Raw genomic sequence first — 20,393 nt, 5'->3', positions numbered from 1 at the left:
AAAAAGCTCTTTATCATACCTAAATGCGATTTGATAATCCCTTCACCTACCTATATGAATTATAGTTTTAGCGATTATAAGAAGTAAGGTTGAATGTTCCCCATTCTGATTTAGATGAATTTATATATAAAAAGTAAATATTTGAAAAATTCCATTTGATTTTTGGGATCTAACAAATAAAATTACTAAAATCAAGATAATGGGATTGGAGGGCTTCGATCCCTCGATTTCTGGTTAGCCTAGTGATAAATGCGGTTATTTCGTGGTATGCTCGTTGTATGCATTTATTTCATATAAGACCAGCGCTTTGGACCGGGCTAAGCAACAATCCCAAAAATGAAATTATTTCTTAAGAGTATTAAGATGAGAAGCACAGAAAAAATTAAAAATTTTATGGAACTGAGATGGAAAAATGATCAATATATTATATAAAAAGAATTATCTCAACTGCCGATTGTAAAAAAAAATCGTTTTTTATTATAAAAATATTTTAACTCTAGTGCCTAAATGTTCATTAGAGAAAAAAAATCGGGTTATAGAAAAAGAAAAGGATTGATAATCATGTCAGAAATGTTAACTGACCTTTTACAGAATATTTACTCACGGATTTCCCAGTTAGGAAAAGTTATTCAAAATTTGCAAGTAAGTATTGATAGTTTAAATCAGAATTTGATTGATCGGGTTGATTCGCTTGTTAATTCGATCCACTCAATGACAGAAAGTGTAGAAAGAGAAGGAGAAGCCCAACATTTAATCTTTCAGCAAATTGGGGAAACAATTGTGAAGGAGATTGCTAAATTTAGGGAAAAAATAGGATTAAAAGATTTAGATGAGGTTTTGGAGAGATTAAAGAAAATTGCAGAAACTTCTGAAGAAGCATTAAAACCTGAAACAGTAGACATACTTTTGAAAGAAGTATTAGAAGGTGTAAGGGGTTTGAAGAAAAGTAACTTAAAAAGTGATGATACTGAATCATCAGAAAGTCTTTTAGAGAAAGTAGATTCTTCTTTATCCAATCCAATTGAGAGTAAATCGAGTATGTCAAATGAAACCCCAATTCCTCAATCAAAATTCGATATTTCCAAGAATCAGTCTCCAGATTTGAAAATTCCCAAACCAAGTGAAAAGAAAAAGCCACCAAAGATTAATCCACCACCAGGAATGAATCCTCCTCCAAAATAGTAAAATAAAATTAAATATGAAGTGAAGAAAAATGGCAGAAAATAATGATATTTTACAGCAAATCTCCAACCAAATCAACCAGATAACTCAGAATTTGGATGGAACAATTGCACAAATTGAAGCACTCAACAGAAGAATTGAGCAAAACTCCAAAAATATTACTGAAAGTTTGACAAATGTTAATGAAAACATGCGTTTAATTATTGAAGTAATTAAGAAAGGCAGAGCAAATACTCAAGAAGATCTAGAAAAAATTCATTCCCAAGTTGCAGATGAAATTCAAAAATTATGGGATGAAAAATCACTAGAATCAATTACAAAAGAGGAATTGGATGCAATTGAAAAACTAAAGAACATAAACAAAGCTGTGGGTGAAAATCTTTATATGAGTCAATTATTAGCGATAATTCAATCTTTGCAAGATATTACAAGCAGAGCACTTACAGTTAAAGCTAAAAAGAGTAAATAATTAATCTTATTTTTTAACTCCATTTTCAAGAGTGATTAAGATTTTTTCACGAATATTTTTTAAGTGGATATTCCATTCTTAACTTGAGTTGAATAGAAATCATGACGTTAGGTGCCTTCTTTCTAGTAGTCGATCAAAATGCAAAGATACGCAAAAAGATTGTGTATAACGCTCCAAATACACCCTATATATATTTAAATGATAATGAATTACTGAAAATTCGCATGGGACATTCTGATAAACAATTTGTGCTAACAATTTTGCCAAATTATCAATTTTATTCGTATAAAAAGGAAGTTCGCGAAAAACGAGTTACCATTCAATTAATTACAGGCGTAATTATCGGAAAAGAAGAAGATACTGCAATTCATCGTGAACCTCTAAAGATGTGCATGGAACAATTTATTGATCGATATACTGAAAGTGATGATGTTCTAAAACCCTTAATGCAAGAAGCATTTTCAAAATACTTTGATCAGCCTGAATTAATATTAGATAAGCAAGAAGTAGAAGCACGATTATCAAATAGAATAAAAGATTTAAATAGACAAGGTAAATTTGACGAAGCAGCAAAATTGTTGGATAAAATTAAGAAAATTCCAAAAAAACTCTATCGAGCACATGATTTAGCAGAAAATTCATTAAGACGTAAAGATTTCGAAAAGGCACAAAAAGAATATGAAAATGCCAAGAATTTTGCAAAAGAACTGGATGAAGAAGAATTGGTCAAAATGTATACCAGTAAAATAGCTTTTGTTAAAAGAATCCCTGCATTATTAAAAAAACGAGAAGAATTGGTAGAAAAAGCAATGAAAGGGCTCAGAACGGATAATTTTAAAAAAGCACAAATTAATTTTATGAAAGCAGCTGAAGTTTCAGAAGAATTGATGGATGCACGACGAGCTGAGGAATACGCGTTAAAAGCTCGCGCTTTGGCAGAATATGTTAATGTGGATCGACAATTTTCATCATAGATACCAGATTTTCTTTATAATTCATAATTATTTATTATTTTTGTGATTTCAGTTAATTTCTTCAGAAATCCCAATCTTTCTTTCTAATAAAATGATAAACTAATTTACACTTTAATTAATTAGTAAAGACGAGGAAGATAATGAAAAAAATTGGGTTAATTACGGATTTTGGAACTCGTGGATCCCATTATGTGGCAGAAATGAAAGGAGTTGCCCTTCAAATAAATCCAGAGGTGAAAATCATCGATATTACTCATGCAATCACTCCTTTTTCTATTCGTGAAGCAGCTTATGTCTTGCGTACGGTTTATGATACTTTCCCCAAAGGAACAATATTTGTCAACGTGGTTGATCCTGGAGTAGGTTCAAGCAGAAATCTTTTAGCAATTCAAACCATCGATGACTACATTCTGATTGGACCTGATAATGGTATTTTTTCTTATTTTCAATCACATAATCTGATTGCTGTAATATTGAAAATTGAAGAAGAAGAATTCTTCTATCCTCCATTTGCAGAAATGATAAAAGAACGGAGAAAACATTTAGAAAGTGTAAAAGATATAGAAAATGAAGTGCAAGTTCCAGAAGCAGTAAATATCGAGTATATACAACTAGGTGAATCTGCTGTGAATCCTAACGTAGACTTAAGTAAGAAGCAGGAGAAAGAATTGTGGGCAGGAACATTTCATGGACGTGATATTATGATGCCCGTTGCAGCGCACTTGGCAGGAGGATTGGAATTATTCAGCGTGGGAAGTATTCAAGAAGAAATTATTCTATTAGAAGATTTAGAACCAAAATTAAGCAAAGATGGTCGTTTTATCACGGGAAAAATCCAGTACTGCGACGGATTCGGGAATTTAATTACCAATATACCAAGTGCATGGTTTTTTACACAATTAAAGCGCACAGCACCTTTTGTCCACCTTCATTTCAAAAATAAAGAATACAAGATGGAAGTTTCTCAGATTTTTGCAGGTCATTCACCAGATCAACTATTACTGGTTGAAGGTTCAAGTGGATTTATGGAAATTGCAATTAATCAAGCATCTGCTCAAGCAAAATTGGGAATAAAATTGGATGATGAAATAAAAATAGAATTACTTGGAGGATTATTTAGTGAATTTACCCCCCAATTTTAGCCAAAAACCACCTTGCAAAAGAAAGAAGCTATTTGCTTGCTTTAATCCTAAAGATCTGCCAAAATTTCATACGGGGAAATTATCTTCCTTTGTTTTTGGAAAAACATTAAATGATATTAGAGATAATCATATCGCTCATCTTTATTTTAGAATTTTTGCTTGGTCTACTAAAGGTAGTTTATATATCATTCCAAATATTTCTCAAAATAGCATGCAAGAAGGTTTAAAACAGACAATTATGACAGATTCTGCTCATGGATATGTAATATATAGTCCAACAATCTCATTTGAAAATATCGCAGCTGATGCTTGGCAGAATTTTTCCGAATGCTTAAATTCATCTAAAATTTATGGGCGTTTATATGATTTCCATATTGAACAAGATAAAAATGGAGTTGTTGCAGCGGTGTATTCTTTTATTGCATTACTTAAAGAAAACTTAACGCAATTTAATTCTAATTTAAGTTCAAAATCAAGTAAGATTACAAATTTAACCGCTAAGGTAATTCCAATTAAAGAGGCGGAACAATTTTTCAATCAACATCCAATTGATTCTATTTGTAAATACTATTGGCAGAAAATGATACATGAAAATATTTTTTATTCATTGCAGCGCGAATATCAAAGAGAAGCTGAAGCACAAAATCAATTTCAGAAAAAAAAAATGCAGATAGACATAAAAAAAAAAAAAAATCAACAATCAACTAAAGATAGAAGAGATGAATCAAGAAATTTATTAAACACAACCAATAAAATAGGTTTATTTATTGGTCGTTTTCAACCATTCCATTTAGGACATTTGCAGGTTATCAAAAATGCTTTGACTCAAGTAAAAATCTTAAAAATTGGAATAGGATCTTCTCAATATCACTCCACCCCTCAAAACCCATTTACATATCATGAGCGCTTGCAAATGATTCGGGCAGCATTAGAAGAAGCAGATATTCCATCTCAAAATATTCAAGTTTTTCCAATTCCTGATAAACATAACGCTGATTTATGGGTGCAGACAGTTTTTAATATTGTAGGCAATTTTGATATTTTCTTTTCAAACAGTGCTTGGACGCGCCAATTATTCCAAAAGCATGGAAAAACAGTCGCACCACTTCAGAAATATGAATTTGAACAATTTAATGGAACATTCATTCGAAATTGTATCCAAAATGGAGAACAAATTTCCAATCTTGTTCCTACAGCAGTAGAAAACTATATTAAATCAAACATTAAGAATTTTTCAAAACGATTCTCTTTTAATGAGGAAATAGACACTTAGCATTAGATTTTTCACACTTATTCGCTTTCATCTTATGGTAAATTCATAGATTCAATAAGTTCTTTCCCTTTAATTTTTTGAAGTTGCTTTTCTAAAAATAGTCGTGTAAAATAGTTATAAACAATTGAAAATGCCATAGAAGGGGATAAATATGTATTCTTATTGCTCCAATACAATTTTGAAATCGAATGTTAAATGATTCAAATCATTCAATGAAGTGTTATCTAACTACCATTCTTTAAATGAAATTTGTGATATACGTACTCTTGCACATATATTAGCAATTCAAAGATTTGTAGAAGCACCAAAATTACGTGGGATATTTCCTTGATTTTATTTCTTCTCTTTTTTTCTTTGGGCAAAATTGTAAAATTCTATTTCTTAAATTCATCCTAACTATTTAACAATGAAAAGAATGCTAATCAACACTTCAGAAATGAAAAAAAAAGTAAATTACATTAAAATTGTTGAAAAAAATGAAAAAAAACTTTAATTCTTACATTCAGTTATGTAATTAATATGCTGGATCTTACCGATGAACTCATAGAATTGGTACAAATAGTAATTTCTGAATTAACTTCAAAACATATGACTTTAGCAGTAGCAGAATCTGCAACTGGAGGATATTTAAGCCATATATTAACCAGTGTCGATGGCAGTTCCAAAGTATTTGTTGGAGGAGTAGTTGCCTATTCTGCATACGTAAAAAATTCAATTTTTCAAGTAGATTTTGATATTATAAATGATTATGGTGCAATTTCAGCTGAGACAACAAAAGCATTATTAGATGGTCTTAAAAAGCAAATTAGCACAGATCTTCGAATTGCAATTACTGGTGTTGCAGGATCTTACACGATGGATGGAAAACCCCGAGGTTTAATGTATATTGGTTTAGGAACGCCAACTTGCGACAAAATTGAAGAAGTTCAATTCCATGGTTCACGATTAGCAATTAAGCAACAGACAGTTAAGCGAACATTAGAATTCTTGTTGGAAGAGGTCGAAAACCTATAAATTTTTTTCTAGTTCCTATCTTAATATTAATATTAGAGTTGTGCAAATTCTATAAGTGACGATTTTAAAATGGATTTAAATGAAATCTATTCAATTGATTGGTTTAAAAGAGTTAAAAAAATGGAAAAAGACTCCGCAAAAATAATGGTAGAAACAATATATGATCAATTTGGTAAAACGTCTTATTTGGATCTAGGTGCTGGACCATGTTTGCATTCAAATGGATTGGCAAATCGTGGAGGAGATGTAGTTGCTGTAGATGGCTCCATTCATTCTTTAGCGTTTATTTCGAAAAAAGTAAAATTTATTCTTCAAGATTTAACTCAACCTTTTAACTTAAAACAAAAATTCAATATTGTTCTATGTTTTGAAGTTATTGAACATATAGATGAAAAATATGAACAAACAGTTACAGATAATATTGTAAACAACTGTCAAGATACAATAATTATGACTTGTGCTATTCCTGGTCAAAAAGGTAGAAACCATGTCAATTTAAAACCATTAAAATATTGGAAATCAATCTTTATTGAAAAATATAAATTAAAATTAAGAAAAGATTTGTGTTTAGCATGGAAAGAACAATGGGAAAAAAAAGGAGTTCTTCCATTTTATATAAATAATTTATTAATTTTTCAGAAATAATAAAAGAATAGAAGTGATAGAATAAAAAAAATGAAAAATGAAAACCTAATTCGCAAAAAGCCATATATTTGGCAAATTGAACTCACAAATCATTGTTTTTTTCAATGTATAGGATGCCCTTATCAGTATATGCAACGAAAAAAAGGCTTTATGGATTTTCATACATTTAAAGAATGTATTTATGCAATAAAAGACATCCAAAAAGAAATTCGCCCAGTTGGTTTACATCATTTTGGAGAGCCAACACTTCATAAGGATCTCGTTAAATATGTTCAATTTGCATCTGAAAATGAAGTACCAACTAGTTTTTCTTGTAATCCACAATTTTTATCAAAAGAAACAATGAAAGGATTGCTTAATGCCAATTTGAATCGTATTGTATTAAGTCTTGATGCCTTAGATGAAGATACGCTTAAAAAAATTAAGGGAAAAAATGCAAATTACGAATTAACTATAAAAAACATTAGGTTATTTTTAAAATTAAAAAAAGAATCCCAAAATAATTGTGAAATAAGAATTCAAATGGTTGCTTACAAATTGAATCAAAAAGATTGGAAACAATTTTTAAAAATGTGGGAGAATGAAGATTGTTATGCATATATAAAAGGATATGATTATTGGTCCATCCCAAAATTGAATGAATTTAGTGCAAAATCACTAAATGTATTCTGTGATTTTCCTTTTAATTCAATAGTAGTATTATGGGATGGAAGAATTGTCCCTTGTTGTCATGACTTTGATGGAAAATTAGTTATGGGGTCAATATTTGATGGAATTGAGAATGTATGGAAAAATGAAAAATACACAGCATTTAGAGAGAAATTTGTAAATAATAAATTTTTTCCAGATTTTTTATGTTCTAAATGCTCGTTTAATCCATATCGACAAAAAAAAGGAATATCATGAAAATGAAACATATTAAAATCGTTGAATTAATGGCAGATTATAATTTGGGATATAATTCGCTTTTTTTTGGCCAATTTTCACTTATACAAGATCACATAAAACACTGGAAAATGATTAATATTGGAAGAAAAGAGATCCCTATAAAGTTCTATTTTATAGGTTCTAATGTTTCAGGAAAAAATGCAATAAAGATTAAAAACCCAATTACAAATAAGGAAGCATATCTTAAACCCATCTTAGATTTATGTAAAGAACAAGAACCTGTTTTCGTAGTTTCTCATTTTATTCATAAAGAAGCACCCTCTCTACTCTGTCTTAACAAAGTAAAATTAAAATATAAAAATTTCTTTCTAATTATTATTTTACATTGTACGCAAAATGAATTTTTAATGCCATGGCTGAAAAAAAATCAAATTCAAGATAAACGCTTAGAAGAATCTTTTTTTCGTTCTTTAGAATTTCGCAATTCTGTATATCGCCTTTCTAAACAGAATATTTCTGATAAATTCATTGCTGTTAGTAAGAAAACAAAGGAGTCTTATTTACATGATCCAAATAATAAACTTATCCAAGAAGGCAAAATTATTGAAATTTTTAATGGTGTTTCAGAAAAACATTACACAATTATTAAGAAAAAGAAAATAAGTGAATATAGAAGAAATTTAAGAATAGAAGAAGGAACTTTTATAGGTTGTACAATTAGGTGGACACATACAAAGGGAAAAGATATACTTGAAGCTTTTTTAGATCTTTTAGAACAAAGTATTCAAAATCATAAATTTCATTTTTTTTTCCCTGTAATAATACATGATCAAGTATTTGAGTTAATTAAAAAAATCCCTGAAAAGTATCCATTATTATACCAAAATAATAGGATCCATGGATTTTTAGATATTTCTCGAATTGTAAATTCAGTTTTTCCTGTAGATCTCGAACAAATAAAGAAAAACTATCAAGATGAATTGCAAAAATATTCAGAATCATTTATTCAGATATTTAATAAAATCTTTATTGGATTTATTAAATTTCCTATTTACCAAATTTTAGATATTTATATTCGCCCTTCAATTGCAGAAGCATTTGGATTAGGAACAGTAGAATCATATCTATGCGGAGTCCCTGTCATTGCTAGCGATAGGGGGGGATGTAGAACATTAGTTGATTCAAAATATCAAATTCATCTTAATCAAAATATCAAAATTAAAAACATTATCAAAGAATTTAGAACTGAAAATTATTTCTTTCATATTAAACAAGCAGCAATACAATTGCTTAACCTAGTCTATCAATTAGAGAAAAACAAATTAGATAAGAAAAAGCTACGTAATCGAATGATTCGATCTGGTTATACAACTAATGACATGTTAAAGCAATATTCAAAATTATTCGTTAAATTAATGAAGAACAGAGGAATTCTAAATGATTTATAGAATTGCAAAAGCGAGTAAAGGAAGTAAAGGAATAATAGCTGTATATGATTCCTGGATAGATGATGGAAAACAAGATATCAAAATTTTAATTAATTCAAAAAATCAAGATATAAGAATTCTTTTTTTAAGAAGTTACTTCGCTGTTTATTATAGTTTATTTTATTCTAGGATAATTAAATATATAAAGCATATAGACATCGTGTGTGGTTGGGAGATCGAAAAAATATACATGTTATTCAAGCCTTTGAATCCAAATATTTATGTTATTCAAATTTCTGCAATGAATTTTAATACATTTGGATTAATAAAAAAAATTCAAAATCAAATCATGAATAATCAAATAGAAAAAAAAAATGATTTATTCATTACCATTTCAGAAAGAAAATATGATCTCAAGAATGCAAGATTACTTGTTGATTTATTAGCAAAATTAGAGAGAAAGATTCGAATTACGGGTTATGGTAGATTATCAGATGAATCTTTAGAAAAAATTGAAAAAAATCATAATATTAATTTTATTTGGAAGGGAAAAGCAAAAGTATATAATAAAGATGAAAGATACCAATTTCTCAGAGATTTAGCAGAAAGCAAGGCTGTTTTAATTACATCATATGCAGAAGGGTATTGTAAGGTGATTGGTGAAGCATTATTATTAAAAGTTCCAATATTATTATATGCAAAAATTCTAACAGAAAATTGGGTACATCTGAGTCATAATAATTGTGTATTATTTATTCCAGATGATTTTGAAATAAAACTGAATTATATCTTAAATCATCAATTTCAATTCAAATACCCAAGAATAAACGAAGGTAATGCATATTTACAGAAAGAACTTAAGAAATATTTTAAGAAAAATAAAATACCTTTACCAAAGACTTGGTTTCCTTTAGGTTTTGCAGCAATTAATAAGAATTATGTAAAATTACGAGAAACTGAATAAATTTCAACAAAACTTTTATTTTTTTTATGACCTTTCATATAAATCTTCACCATTTAAATGAGGAGTATTATATCAGAGTGCTAGATGAGGGAGAAAAATTACCGTGAAACTTCATGATTTTTTTTATGAATCTTATTATTCTGGTAAATAACATTCCTTTTTTTAACTCAGTAAAATTTTTCCAATATTTCTTTTTTTTTCTTCTAATTTTTGCATCTATTAAAGTAATCTCATTAAAATATGAAAGTGTGTGAATTCCATCAATTTTAGAAGAAATCTGCTCAGGATTTATAATTTTAAAGATTTTTTCTCTAAAAACAAAAGGGTTCAATTCAATAATTTGATTCAATATAATTCTATAGCCATAGCTTTTTGAGCAGTCTTGTGAAGGTCGAATTAACTGATTTCTATAAAAAAAAGGTTTTCCTGCAGAACGAGATGTCTGAATATCTATTTTTACTGGATTTTGTTTGTGGGGTATCCATTGTCCAAAAAGATCATTGGAATAAAAGATAAATAATTTAGTTGGAGGTGAACCTTTTTCCTTTAAGCAACAGAACAACCACCATCGATTTTGATATTTAAAAATAGTAGGATCAACAGAGGAAAAATTTTCAATTAGAACTTTTTTTTTATTTAATTTGTTAAAATCATCCTCAAATTGGTATAAAATAATTTTATTCTGCTGAGATGTTTCAGGGATACAATAAATCATATGTTCATGTTGAAAAATATAAGGATACGAATAATGAAAGATTGAATTATTGGAATTATGATTAATAATTTTTATTTTTTCAATTTCTGAAGTTTTAATTTCCGCAGATTGTCTAAATATGTCAAATTTGGAAAGATGCCCTAAATAACTGGATGGATTTAGAGATTCAACAACAACAATTTCTCGATTCTCAATTTTAATTCCAAAAGGATCAGCAAGAATATAATTATCGGGATTTTTTATCCAATGGATGGTTTGATGGAATAAATTTTCCACGAATGCTTGAATTGGTGAGTCCATTATTCCAATAGACCAGTAATCATAAAATATTCGTCTATTAATGTAAAATTTTATTTTATAATAAATATTAGTAAGAATAAATCTAAGAAATACCCCATTTTTAGGATTCTCCAAATAATAATGGTTTTTATTTGGAGTTGGCATTATTTTTTGACAATTAATTCTATTATTAAAAAATAAATCATTGTTTTTAATTTTTAAGCAAATTTGATATGGCAATTTAGCACTTTCAAATAATATTTGAGTACAATTTTTATAGAATGAAGTAAAATTTGTTTTTAATTTAATTTGGTTCAATAATATTGTTAAATTAGGAATTTTGGTCAATTTTTTTAAGGAAACTACAGTTATAGGATCGCTAAACACAAATTCCCAAAAACTTAGCATATTATTTGGATATTTTAAAGAATTACAATAAAAAAAAGCCCATACTCCATATTGAGGTAAATCAAGTATTTCACTAGGAATCTCAACAATTCCCAATTTTAAGATAAACAACATTTGGTTATTCATAATTGAATTAACTAAATCAGATATGCTTTCAATAATACATATCTGATCTTTTAAAAATAAAGGAATTTCTAGTTTTTCATATAAATCAGTATAGAATTCGAAATATTTCTTAAAAATAGTATAAAAATTATTATTTTTTCTACGTTCTCTCTTTTTGTTTTGATCAAATTTAATCATATATATTTTACTTAATTCGATATCTTGTAATAATAAAAGATATTCTATACATTTTTTCTCCCATTTATATAAGAAATTTCGAGATAAAATTATGGCACATTTTCTTTTTTTCATTATTCTCGTATTTGCATTATTATTTTGTGGGGATCAAGAATTTCTTCTTCTTTTAATTCAAGATATGAATCGATAAGTTGACCATTAAGATTTAAAGCATAAGATCGTCGAACTAAAAAAACTTGATTTATAAAATCACTACAACATTTTGGTGCATTTATGAAATTTTCAAGATTTAATTTTTCTTTTGGAGTTTTAAGATTGTTCACTTCCTTTTTTGATAAAATAATCATTTCTTCATAAATATAATTTTTAAAATTGTTATTGGTTATCTGAATTCTGTATGTTTTTCCCCAATTTATTTCACTATATGGGCTTTCTTTTAATACATATACTTCTTGATTCTCCTCAGAATTAAATTTTCCTAACAACACAGCACCTAATGTATTACTTGTTCTGGAATTAGCAATTATTTTTTTTTCCTCATTAAACTTTGAAAAATCAGCGGGAAGAAAAATACTTAACAATTTATCGGCTGGAATTTTAATTTTATGTGTAATTGAATAAAATGGAACTGGACAAACCATTTCTGAGATATGATCTTTCAAGAAACTTCCAGTTACATATCCACCTTCTAAGCCATTTATTCGATCATCTAGTATTTTTAGGAACATTTCAAATTTTCCTGGAAATGGAACAGATTTTTCTTTTATATCAAATGGTAAATATAATTGAGAATTTTGAAATGTATTATAAAAAAAACTGACTCCTGCAATATTTCGGTTTTCATAATTTCTATGATCATTTTTCTGGATTTCACAAAATTTACTAAATTTTTTTAGTAAAATCACATCTTTCTTATTTAAATTATAGATTTCAATCAATTCATCAATATCATACCCATAAATACCAAAAAAATTCATTAATGAAAAATACAAAAAATCTTCAAAATACAAGCGATTTACTTGTTTTTTTTTTTGCATATAGATTTTAATGAGTGATTTTTAATAATTTAATTGGCTCATTACTATGAATAGGTATAACGAATTTTGGATTTACATGCTGAATAAAGATTTGAAGCTCTGGTTTTGATGCATGTCCTGAAGTATGAAATCGTTTAAATAAAAAATATTGTTTATTTTTAAAATTCCTTGACGAAATTTGATATTCAACCTTTTTTTTATTAAAAAAATGTTGCAGTTGAATTTCATTTTTAATGTGTTTTATTTTATGAGGGAAGCTTGTAGCACAAATATAAGTAGCTTGATTAAAAATCGGTATTTTTTTTAATAGCTTTTTTACTTCTTTTATTTCATCTCTTGAAAAAACTAAAATATAATTAAAATTTTTACTTGATAAGCCAAAAGAAGATAAAAAAGCTCTAGATTTTATATTAACGAATTGTTTTGGATTTGGATAGATATTTGGCTTTAGCTCCCAAAGTGATTTCATGTTTTCATTAATTTTTGTTGATACAATTATTTTTTTCCCCAATTCTTTTGAAATTTCAACAATTCTAAGGAAACGGCCAAAATCTAACGTAGGCAATTCTAAAAGAATAAATTTTTTTGATTTTTGCATCCATTCTTTTATTTTTATACAATTTTCTTTTTCACTTTCAATTTTATTCTCATTAATTCTTGTTCCATCACATATTAAGAGATCTATACCGTTAATAGAAAACAATTCATGTTCTGCAAGTTTTTTATCAAAACCATGAAATCTAAAATCACCAGTATATAAAATTTTGAAATCCTTATTTTTGATCACTATTGAGAGATTTCCTGGAATATTATGATCAGAATGAATAGCTTGAATTTCAAAATTTCCAAAAAAAAGTGGGACTGATTTTGGTAACACTACAAAATTTAATTTTTTCTTTTTTATTTTTGCCAATTTTTCAAGAAACATTCTCGTTTCCAAAGAACAATATATTGGGATAGACTCCTTTAGTTCCCAAATTTCATTATAATGATCTGCATGCGCATGAGTAATAATTATTATTGAATTTTCTTTAGAAATCTTTTCATTTCTATCTATTTTATTTAATATACTATGTTGATCCAAAAGATGAATAGTTTTGTTAATATCTATAAAATATTCTTTTAAAATATGCTTTTCTTTTGAACACTTTCCATAATCTAAATAAATTTGATAATTTTCATCTCGAAGTAAAATTTTATTAGCACCAAGAGTATTTCCTCCGCAAATTATCTGTAATTTAATAGCCCCCACCGATTTTTTACAATTTATAAAAATAAATTTTGCTAGAACCTTCTGATTTTAAAGTAAAACCATGAGATTTCAAAATTTTTTTAGCTATTTTAAAACGGCGATTAATATCGTTAACCTTTGGAGTAAAATAATAAGAAGCTGCCTTTTCCATATCAGAATAAGAAAAAATAAATCCATAATTGAAGTTTTGATTAATTATATAATCCATACTCTCTTGAAATTCTTCATAAGTTTCACTAGGAAATCCTATAATAAAATGACAGCCAATTGAAATATTCAATGATCGTAAACAAGAAATTGCTTCAGAAACATCTTCAATGCAATATCCTCTCTTCATCATTTTTAATATTCTATTATTTGCAGATTGGATTCCAATAAGCATGTCTGAAATTTTCGAATTTTTTAGATATTTTAATTTATGGAGATATTTAACTAACCATTTTGCATTAATTTCCAATAATCTTAGGTTAAAGGGTTTATCTTCAACAAGTGATAAACTTTTTACCAATTCAATGAAATTTGAGCCAATATCTATACCATAGGAGCCAATATCATCTCCAACAATTCTAAAGCTTTTTATATTATTTGCTAATCCAATTTTTATATCTTCAAGACATTTTTCGAGAGGTCGACTTTTAAATTTACCAACAGCCAATTTATCTACACAATAAGAGCAATTACCAATACAACCACTACAAACCCAGATATCTTTATTGCCTTTACTTTCAAATGGTATTTCTCTAATTGATGAAGAATATAATTTTTCTCCTTTAAATATAGGATTGACTTTTTCAGGATAAATTTCTAAAATGCATCCTGCCACAATTAGTTTTTGTGTAAATCTCTCTTGAAATTCTTTGATCATCTTAAGACTTAGATTCTTTTGATTATTGTTAAATGCACAAGTAAACAAGACAATTTTATCAGAATCATTATATGAACTAACAAGAATTACACCTTGATCACGAAGATATTGCCGATATCTTGCAACATCAATAATCCTTCTTCGAGGACAAACCCCAAGAGTATCAGTATCAATGTAGAATTTTGTTGGAATTATTTAGACTCTCCTGAATTCGGTTATTTTGTATAATAATATTTCTTGCACAAGAATTCATACATATTTCAGAATTTTCATTTAATAAATTCTTTCTAATAATTAATGCTCTTAATTCTTCTAATAAGTGAGGATTTTCTTTAAATTTTCTTTTTTTGTTAACATTGTATGACAAAATTGGTTTTCCTCTTGCTCTTTTTGCCCATAAACAAGAGTAAATATTAAAATTTTGATCAAAAATGATTTGGGACTTCATTATATAACAATCTTTAAAAGAAATCTTAGGATAATATAAACCTCTCTCTGAAAGTAAAAAATCATCATCATTTTTTCCAAAAATATAAGCATTCTTACCCAACCATGACATTTTATATTTCTTACTTAAAATTTTAATTTTTGGAATTATCTTTTCTTGATAATGTTTAATTTGAGATCTTGAACAAAAATAAGATGAATTGTATTTATTCCGAATAGGAATTAAATGCACATCATCTACTTTTAATTCACCAAAAAATTCAAGATCATTTGGAATATCATTAATATTTTCATTTGTTACAATGCGATTAATGAAAATTGCAATCTTTTTTTGATTATTTTCTCTTTCATAGACTGCTTTTTTAATAAAATTTACTGCACTTTCCCAGACACCCTTTTTTCCTCGAATTTCATCATGTTTTTGGGCATTACTGCTATCTAATGAAATTCGTAACTTTAATGGAGTCGCATTTAATAATCGATTTACATATTCAGGATTGGATAAATTCAAAGTAGCCCCATTTGTTCCTAAAGTAATTATATACCCTAAATCTTTTGCAATATTCATAATATCTGGAAGATTAGGAACTAAAGTAGGTTCACCCAATCCCATGATATCAAAAAATAATGCACCTAAATTCTTCGCTTGTTTGATCACATGAATTAATTCATCCATATCTACAGTAGTTTTCTTATTAGACAAAAGATTACAGTGTTGACAATTTAAATTACATAATTCTGTAATAAAAATACCCAATCGTCTTAGTGGTGGAACAGAATTATTTTTCTTTGATTGAATTACTTCGTGTGAAATTAAATCTAAATCATCCCAATAATCACATATATTCAAATAATAAGATTCATTTTTTCTGATATTTATTGATTTTTGAGCATTACAATTTAATTCTGAATAATGAGATGATTTTTTATATATAGGGATAAAGTGTTCAATTGTCATTTTGATTATTTCCTTTCCATTAAAATATATTTACGTTTACCACCTAAATCAAATTCTTGTATTTGAAAATATTTTTCTGCAGCTTGAAGTATTTGATTTTTATTATATTGCTTTATATAAAAATCGTTTATTTTTTTTTCCAATAATATCTTCTTGAAATTTTCTGAAATTTCTAAATCATTTGCAAAAAGTAAAGTTTTCTTTGTGATTTTTGAAAACATTCCAAATAGATCTTCATGAGAAAAAACTCCAGGAGTTCCATAATAAGAACCAAAATATAAATAATGGTAGCAATGAAATACAAAGACTAAATCTGCAGATTTTATTATATTTTGTATAATTTGAAAAGAACCATGAAACACCACTCCAGGTAACTTTAAATAATTAATTACAGATCTCGAGATATCCACCATATCTTCTGCAGCATCAATACCAATAGCTCTTTCAAGGTGAAACCGTTTTATAGCCCAAGATAAAAACATCCCTTTTGCACAACATATATCAATAAAGGATTTCCAATTTTTCTTTGGTAAAATTGTTTCTATTTCTTGAATTCTTTTAGCAGCTTTGGAATCAAAGAATAGATGGTTATCTGAGCAGATTCTATATTGATGATTTGATGGATACTTAATATTTTTTAGTTGTTTGTTAAGATCTTCTCTATTTAGTTTTTTTTTAAATCCAGAATGTGCAATTAAAATAGATTTAGCTAAAAAATATCGTTGCTCCCAAGAAAGTTTTTTGTTCTCAATAAAATAAAAATTTGGATGTTTTTGCCAAATATTCAACAATATTTTTTCAAATGTCTTCGCTTTTTTTAAGGAAGGTCTGTTATATTTAAAAGAGTAATCATTATAAATAGATTCCTTAAATATTGCTGTTGATTGCATGAATATAACACAATCATACTTAGAATACTCTTTTTCGTAATTAGTATCAATATATTTTAAGAAATCATCTTTTTTATTCCCAGAATACTGCCAAAATGCTAAAATATCTAAAGTACCTCTATGAATTAAAAGAATTCTATCATCATCTTCATTAACTTTATTCTCAATACATTCTTCTAATTTTGTCTGGAATTGGTAAGCATATACTTCAAAATCATCTGAATCTAAACAAAAACCTGTTTGTCGAGTTAATGGTCCAATTTCTGGAAGATATAAAATTCTCTTTCGAAATTCCTTCTCATTTTTCAATCTTTCTATAAATAAAGTTTTTCCTGCACCCCATGCACCTGTCACCAATATTTTATTTCTACGATTTTGCTTCATTTGTGATATTCTCAGTGTTGATTTTACTTTTATACTCTTAATTTCGTATGTTATTTTTTTCTTGAAAAATTTTCTTTATTTTCCGTAAAGAATTTTGAAATAAATTAACAACTAAAAAAAAAGTTAGGGATTACATATATTTCTATATTTTTAAATTCAGAAATTTATAATGACTTAGAGCAATTAGATTCAATTAATTTATACTACTAAAAATTTTGTGATAATTTTTTAAATGACATCTGATACTTTTATTTTTTATAAATGTCTCATTCTTTTACCTTTAAAAATTCAAGATACTTCTATATAATAATTATAAATAACAAAAAAAGTATTAGAAGAAAAACTTATTCACACCATGCAGGAAAAACTATGGTTATAATTTAAACTTCTCTTTATTTTATATGGTTTCTTGAGTGTTGTTCACTCAAAACGACCAACTATCTTAATAAAGGATCAGATATGAAAAAATGGAATAGTTATGAAATGAAAGAACAAAAATCTTTAAAATAATAAAAATTGCTAGATCTTAATGAATAAAAAAATTTTTTTTTATAATAATGCATGCATTGGACGAATGATGGATAATGATCTTATACTCCAATATTTTAAAAAAAATGGATGGACACAAGCAAATGATTTACAAGGAGCAGATTTAATCCTTTTTTCTACATGTGCATATAGTTCTTATAAATCTAAAGAAAGTATTGATCTCTTAAGAAAATTAATAAAATACAAAAATAAAATGATAGTTACTGGATGTTTACCCAATATTGATAAAAAAAAATATAAAGAAATATTTAACTATCCTTTTCTCTCACCATCTAACTTATCAAAAATTGATTCTTTCTTCCCAGAACACAAAACGAAATTTGATGAAATTAAATCTTCTAACAAAATTTTAACAATTAATAAATACCAGGATAAAGTTAAATCTCGCTTTTTCATTCGAGTTTGTCGAGGATGCACAGGAACTTGTACATATTGTGCAATTCCAAAAGCAATTGGTTCAATAAAAAGTAAATTTAAAGAAGAAATTATTTCAGAGTTCCAGAAAGGTTTAGATAATAATTATAAAGACTTTTATTTTATTGCAGATGATCTTGGCTCTTATGGCTTGGATATAGGAACGAATTTTGGAGAACTTATGAAAGAAATTTCAACATTACAACCTAACGATTTTCAAATTCGTTTTAATAGCTTACATCCTGCTCATTTAGTAAAATATTTCGATCAGCTTAAGCCCTTATTTGAAAAAAAACAAATTGCACATCTTATTTGCTCAATTCAATCAGGAAATAAAAGAATTCTTCAAAAAATGAATAGATATTCAAATCTTGAAAAAATGGCAGAAACTTTTACTGAATTACTTAAAATTGCACCAAATTTAGATTTAGCAACTAATTGTATTGTTGGATTTCCAAGTGAATCTTTTGATGAATTTAATGATACTATTAAATTTATAATTCAAGCAAATTTTACTTCTGGAAGATTAATTCCGTTTTCTTCAAGAGAAGGAACACTTGCTGCAAAAATGACAGATAAGGTCTCTTCTCAAGAAATAGAAAAAAGATTGAATTTTGCTAATAAAAAATTAGAAGAATTTGGATATAAATGTGATTATCATGATAACAGATTAGCGTTCTTTAAAAATAACTACACATAACTATGAAACGCATAAAAATATGTTGAAGTTGTATTTATGATTAAAAATATTGAATTGGATGGCTCAATTGGTGAAGGTGGGGGGTCAATATTACGAGTAGCTGCAGGTTTAGCGTGTTGTCTCCAAAAGCCCCTTATTATAAATAATATTAGAGCAAATCGTAAGCAACCAGGGTTGAAATTGCAACATTTGGTTGGAATAAATTCATTGAAAGAACTCACATTTGGAACAACCTCCCCAATTTCAGTTGGCACCACTGAATTACACTTCAAACCAGGTAGTGCGCGAAAAGCAGAACTTCATATCTACATTAGAACAGCCGGTAGTGTCGGATTATTAACACAGACGCTTCAAAATGCACTGATAATTCCAAATGCACCACATTCTCAGTACATATTTCATATCCATGGAGGAGGTACATATGGACTTGGAGCACCTGGAACATCTTTTATTGAAAACGTAGTATTTCATATTTTTCGCTTGCTTGGGTACGAATGCAGGTTAAATGTTGAAAAACAAGGGTTTTATCCAAAAGGAGGCGCACAGAGCACCGTAATTATCAAACCCAAAAGTAATATAAAAGATTATAAAAGTTTAAATTGGCAATCTCGAGGAGAACTTCAAGGTATTTATGTAATGATACATGTTCATGAAAATCTACGAAAAGCCAATGTTGCTGAACGAATACGTGATGCAATTCGAAATTTTCTTCCTTCATCTATAAATGATGATAACATCCTGCATTTAGAACCTCTTTATCATTCTACTTTATCAATTGGTGTGGGAATAGATGGATGGCTTGAATATTCATCTGGAATTCGAATTGGAATTGGAACAATTTTAGGGAAAAGAGGAATCTCTTCAGAAAAATTAGGAAAGAAAATCGCTCAAGAGATACAAAAGGTCTCAAATGCATCATACACAGTAGATCCCCATGCAGCAGATCAAATTTTACCCTTTTTAATGTTAGCTAAAAGAGATTTTTCATTTACCACTCCCGAATTAACTTCACATTTTCGTACTAATATGAAAATAATTGAAACTATTTTGAATTCTCGCCCAAAAATTTCTCAGTTAGCCCATAATTTTTTAATAGCTAATCCATAATTTCTTTCTCAATAAAGCTGTAAGTTTTTTAGGGGAAAAAAATAATAGTTGTATTATTAATTGAAACGAACAATTATTTTCGTTTCTATCCCTGTGGGATCAAAACT

The 20,393-nt window shown here is 27.6% G+C and carries 18 protein-coding genes and 1 tRNA gene; 12 read left to right on the top strand and 7 right to left on the bottom strand.

The annotated features are described in order from the left end of the window. Window positions 1-200: 200 nt before the first annotated feature. Window positions 201-332: transfer RNA gene (locus ACXLDF_RS03655), tRNA-Ile, on the bottom strand. Between the two features lie 229 nt (window positions 333-561). On the opposite strand from ACXLDF_RS03655, the gene ACXLDF_RS03650 reads away from it, so the two are divergent. The 10 genes from ACXLDF_RS03650 (at window position 562) to ACXLDF_RS03605 (ending at window position 9,978) form a co-directional block, all read left to right on the top strand. After that, window positions 562-1,182 carry a hypothetical protein gene (locus ACXLDF_RS03650; protein ID WP_457557135.1) on the top strand — a complete coding sequence of 207 codons (621 nt, stop codon included), beginning with the start codon at window positions 562-564 and terminating at the stop codon, window positions 1,180-1,182. A gap of 31 nt (window positions 1,183-1,213) precedes the next feature. After that, window positions 1,214-1,651: a hypothetical protein gene (locus ACXLDF_RS03645; protein ID WP_457557134.1), complete on the top strand. Its 438-nt coding sequence runs from the start codon at window positions 1,214-1,216 to the stop codon at window positions 1,649-1,651. A 101-nt stretch (window positions 1,652-1,752) separates the two neighbouring features. Further along, a complete protein-coding gene (locus ACXLDF_RS03640) occupies window positions 1,753-2,625 on the top strand; it encodes a hypothetical protein (RefSeq protein WP_457557133.1) in 873 nt (290 codons plus the stop codon). 140 nt (window positions 2,626-2,765) lie between these two features. Next, window positions 2,766-3,767, top strand: coding sequence for an SAM hydrolase/SAM-dependent halogenase family protein (locus tag ACXLDF_RS03635; RefSeq protein ID WP_457557132.1), 1,002 nt, complete (start codon window positions 2,766-2,768; stop codon window positions 3,765-3,767). Continuing rightward, complete coding sequence (locus ACXLDF_RS03630) at window positions 3,745-5,040, top strand: nicotinamide-nucleotide adenylyltransferase (RefSeq protein WP_457557131.1); 1,296 nt, start codon at window positions 3,745-3,747, stop codon at window positions 5,038-5,040. The genes ACXLDF_RS03635 and ACXLDF_RS03630 overlap by 23 nt, the downstream gene beginning before the upstream one ends. 519 nt (window positions 5,041-5,559) lie before the next feature. Continuing rightward, on the top strand, window positions 5,560-6,054 hold the full coding sequence (locus ACXLDF_RS03625) for a CinA family protein (RefSeq protein ID WP_457557130.1): 495 nt from the start codon (window positions 5,560-5,562) through the stop codon (window positions 6,052-6,054). Between the two features lie 120 nt (window positions 6,055-6,174). Next, window positions 6,175-6,699 (top strand): class I SAM-dependent methyltransferase, encoded by a 525-nt coding sequence (locus tag ACXLDF_RS03620; protein ID WP_457557129.1) that lies wholly within the window; start codon window positions 6,175-6,177, stop codon window positions 6,697-6,699. A 30-nt stretch (window positions 6,700-6,729) separates the two neighbouring features. Next, window positions 6,730-7,605 (top strand): radical SAM/SPASM domain-containing protein, encoded by an 876-nt coding sequence (locus ACXLDF_RS03615; protein ID WP_457557128.1) that lies wholly within the window; start codon window positions 6,730-6,732, stop codon window positions 7,603-7,605. Window positions 7,606-7,607: 2 nt separating this feature from the next. Beyond that, window positions 7,608-9,035 carry a glycosyltransferase gene (locus tag ACXLDF_RS03610; RefSeq protein ID WP_457557127.1) on the top strand — a complete coding sequence of 476 codons (1,428 nt, stop codon included), beginning with the start codon at window positions 7,608-7,610 and terminating at the stop codon, window positions 9,033-9,035. Beyond that, entirely contained in the window at window positions 9,025-9,978 is a 954-nt protein-coding gene (locus tag ACXLDF_RS03605) for a glycosyltransferase family protein (RefSeq protein ID WP_457557126.1), read from the top strand. The genes ACXLDF_RS03610 and ACXLDF_RS03605 overlap by 11 nt, the downstream gene beginning before the upstream one ends. A 67-nt stretch (window positions 9,979-10,045) precedes the next feature. Here ACXLDF_RS03605 and ACXLDF_RS03600 read toward each other — a convergent pair whose 3' ends face one another. From ACXLDF_RS03600 to ACXLDF_RS03575, 6 genes are read right to left on the bottom strand one after another with little or no spacing between them, the layout of a single operon-like run. Then, window positions 10,046-11,797, bottom strand: a complete 1,752-nt coding sequence (locus ACXLDF_RS03600) for a glucosamine inositolphosphorylceramide transferase family protein (RefSeq protein ID WP_457557125.1) — start codon at window positions 11,795-11,797, stop codon at window positions 10,046-10,048. Continuing rightward, a complete protein-coding gene (locus ACXLDF_RS03595) occupies window positions 11,797-12,720 on the bottom strand; it encodes a hypothetical protein (RefSeq protein WP_457557124.1) in 924 nt (307 codons plus the stop codon). Before ACXLDF_RS03595 ends, ACXLDF_RS03600 begins: the two co-directional genes overlap by 1 nt. 7 nt (window positions 12,721-12,727) lie before the next feature. Then, the gene (locus ACXLDF_RS03590) at window positions 12,728-13,972 is read right to left on the bottom strand and encodes an MBL fold metallo-hydrolase (RefSeq protein WP_457557123.1); all 1,245 of its coding nucleotides are present in this window, start codon (window positions 13,970-13,972) and stop codon (window positions 12,728-12,730) included. Between the two features lie 7 nt (window positions 13,973-13,979). Beyond that, the gene (locus ACXLDF_RS03585) at window positions 13,980-14,969 is read right to left on the bottom strand and encodes a radical SAM protein (RefSeq protein WP_457557143.1); all 990 of its coding nucleotides are present in this window, start codon (window positions 14,967-14,969) and stop codon (window positions 13,980-13,982) included. A gap of 37 nt (window positions 14,970-15,006) precedes the next feature. Continuing rightward, complete coding sequence (locus tag ACXLDF_RS03580) at window positions 15,007-16,242, bottom strand: radical SAM protein (protein WP_457557122.1); 1,236 nt, start codon at window positions 16,240-16,242, stop codon at window positions 15,007-15,009. 5 nt (window positions 16,243-16,247) lie between these two features. Beyond that, window positions 16,248-17,516: an AAA family ATPase gene (locus tag ACXLDF_RS03575; protein ID WP_457557121.1), complete on the bottom strand. Its 1,269-nt coding sequence runs from the start codon at window positions 17,514-17,516 to the stop codon at window positions 16,248-16,250. Between the two features lie 529 nt (window positions 17,517-18,045). Between ACXLDF_RS03575 and ACXLDF_RS03570 the strand changes: the two genes are divergently transcribed. Then, complete coding sequence (locus tag ACXLDF_RS03570) at window positions 18,046-19,179, top strand: radical SAM protein (protein ID WP_457557120.1); 1,134 nt, start codon at window positions 18,046-18,048, stop codon at window positions 19,177-19,179. 36 nt (window positions 19,180-19,215) lie between these two features. Beyond that, window positions 19,216-20,286 (top strand): RNA 3'-terminal phosphate cyclase, encoded by a 1,071-nt coding sequence (gene rtcA / locus ACXLDF_RS03565; protein ID WP_457557119.1) that lies wholly within the window; start codon window positions 19,216-19,218, stop codon window positions 20,284-20,286. The last annotated feature ends 107 nt before the right edge of the window (window positions 20,287-20,393 follow it).

This window comes from Candidatus Harpocratesius sp., from assembly GCF_054039255.1.
This window is presented reverse-complemented; position numbering and strand designations above follow the sequence as displayed.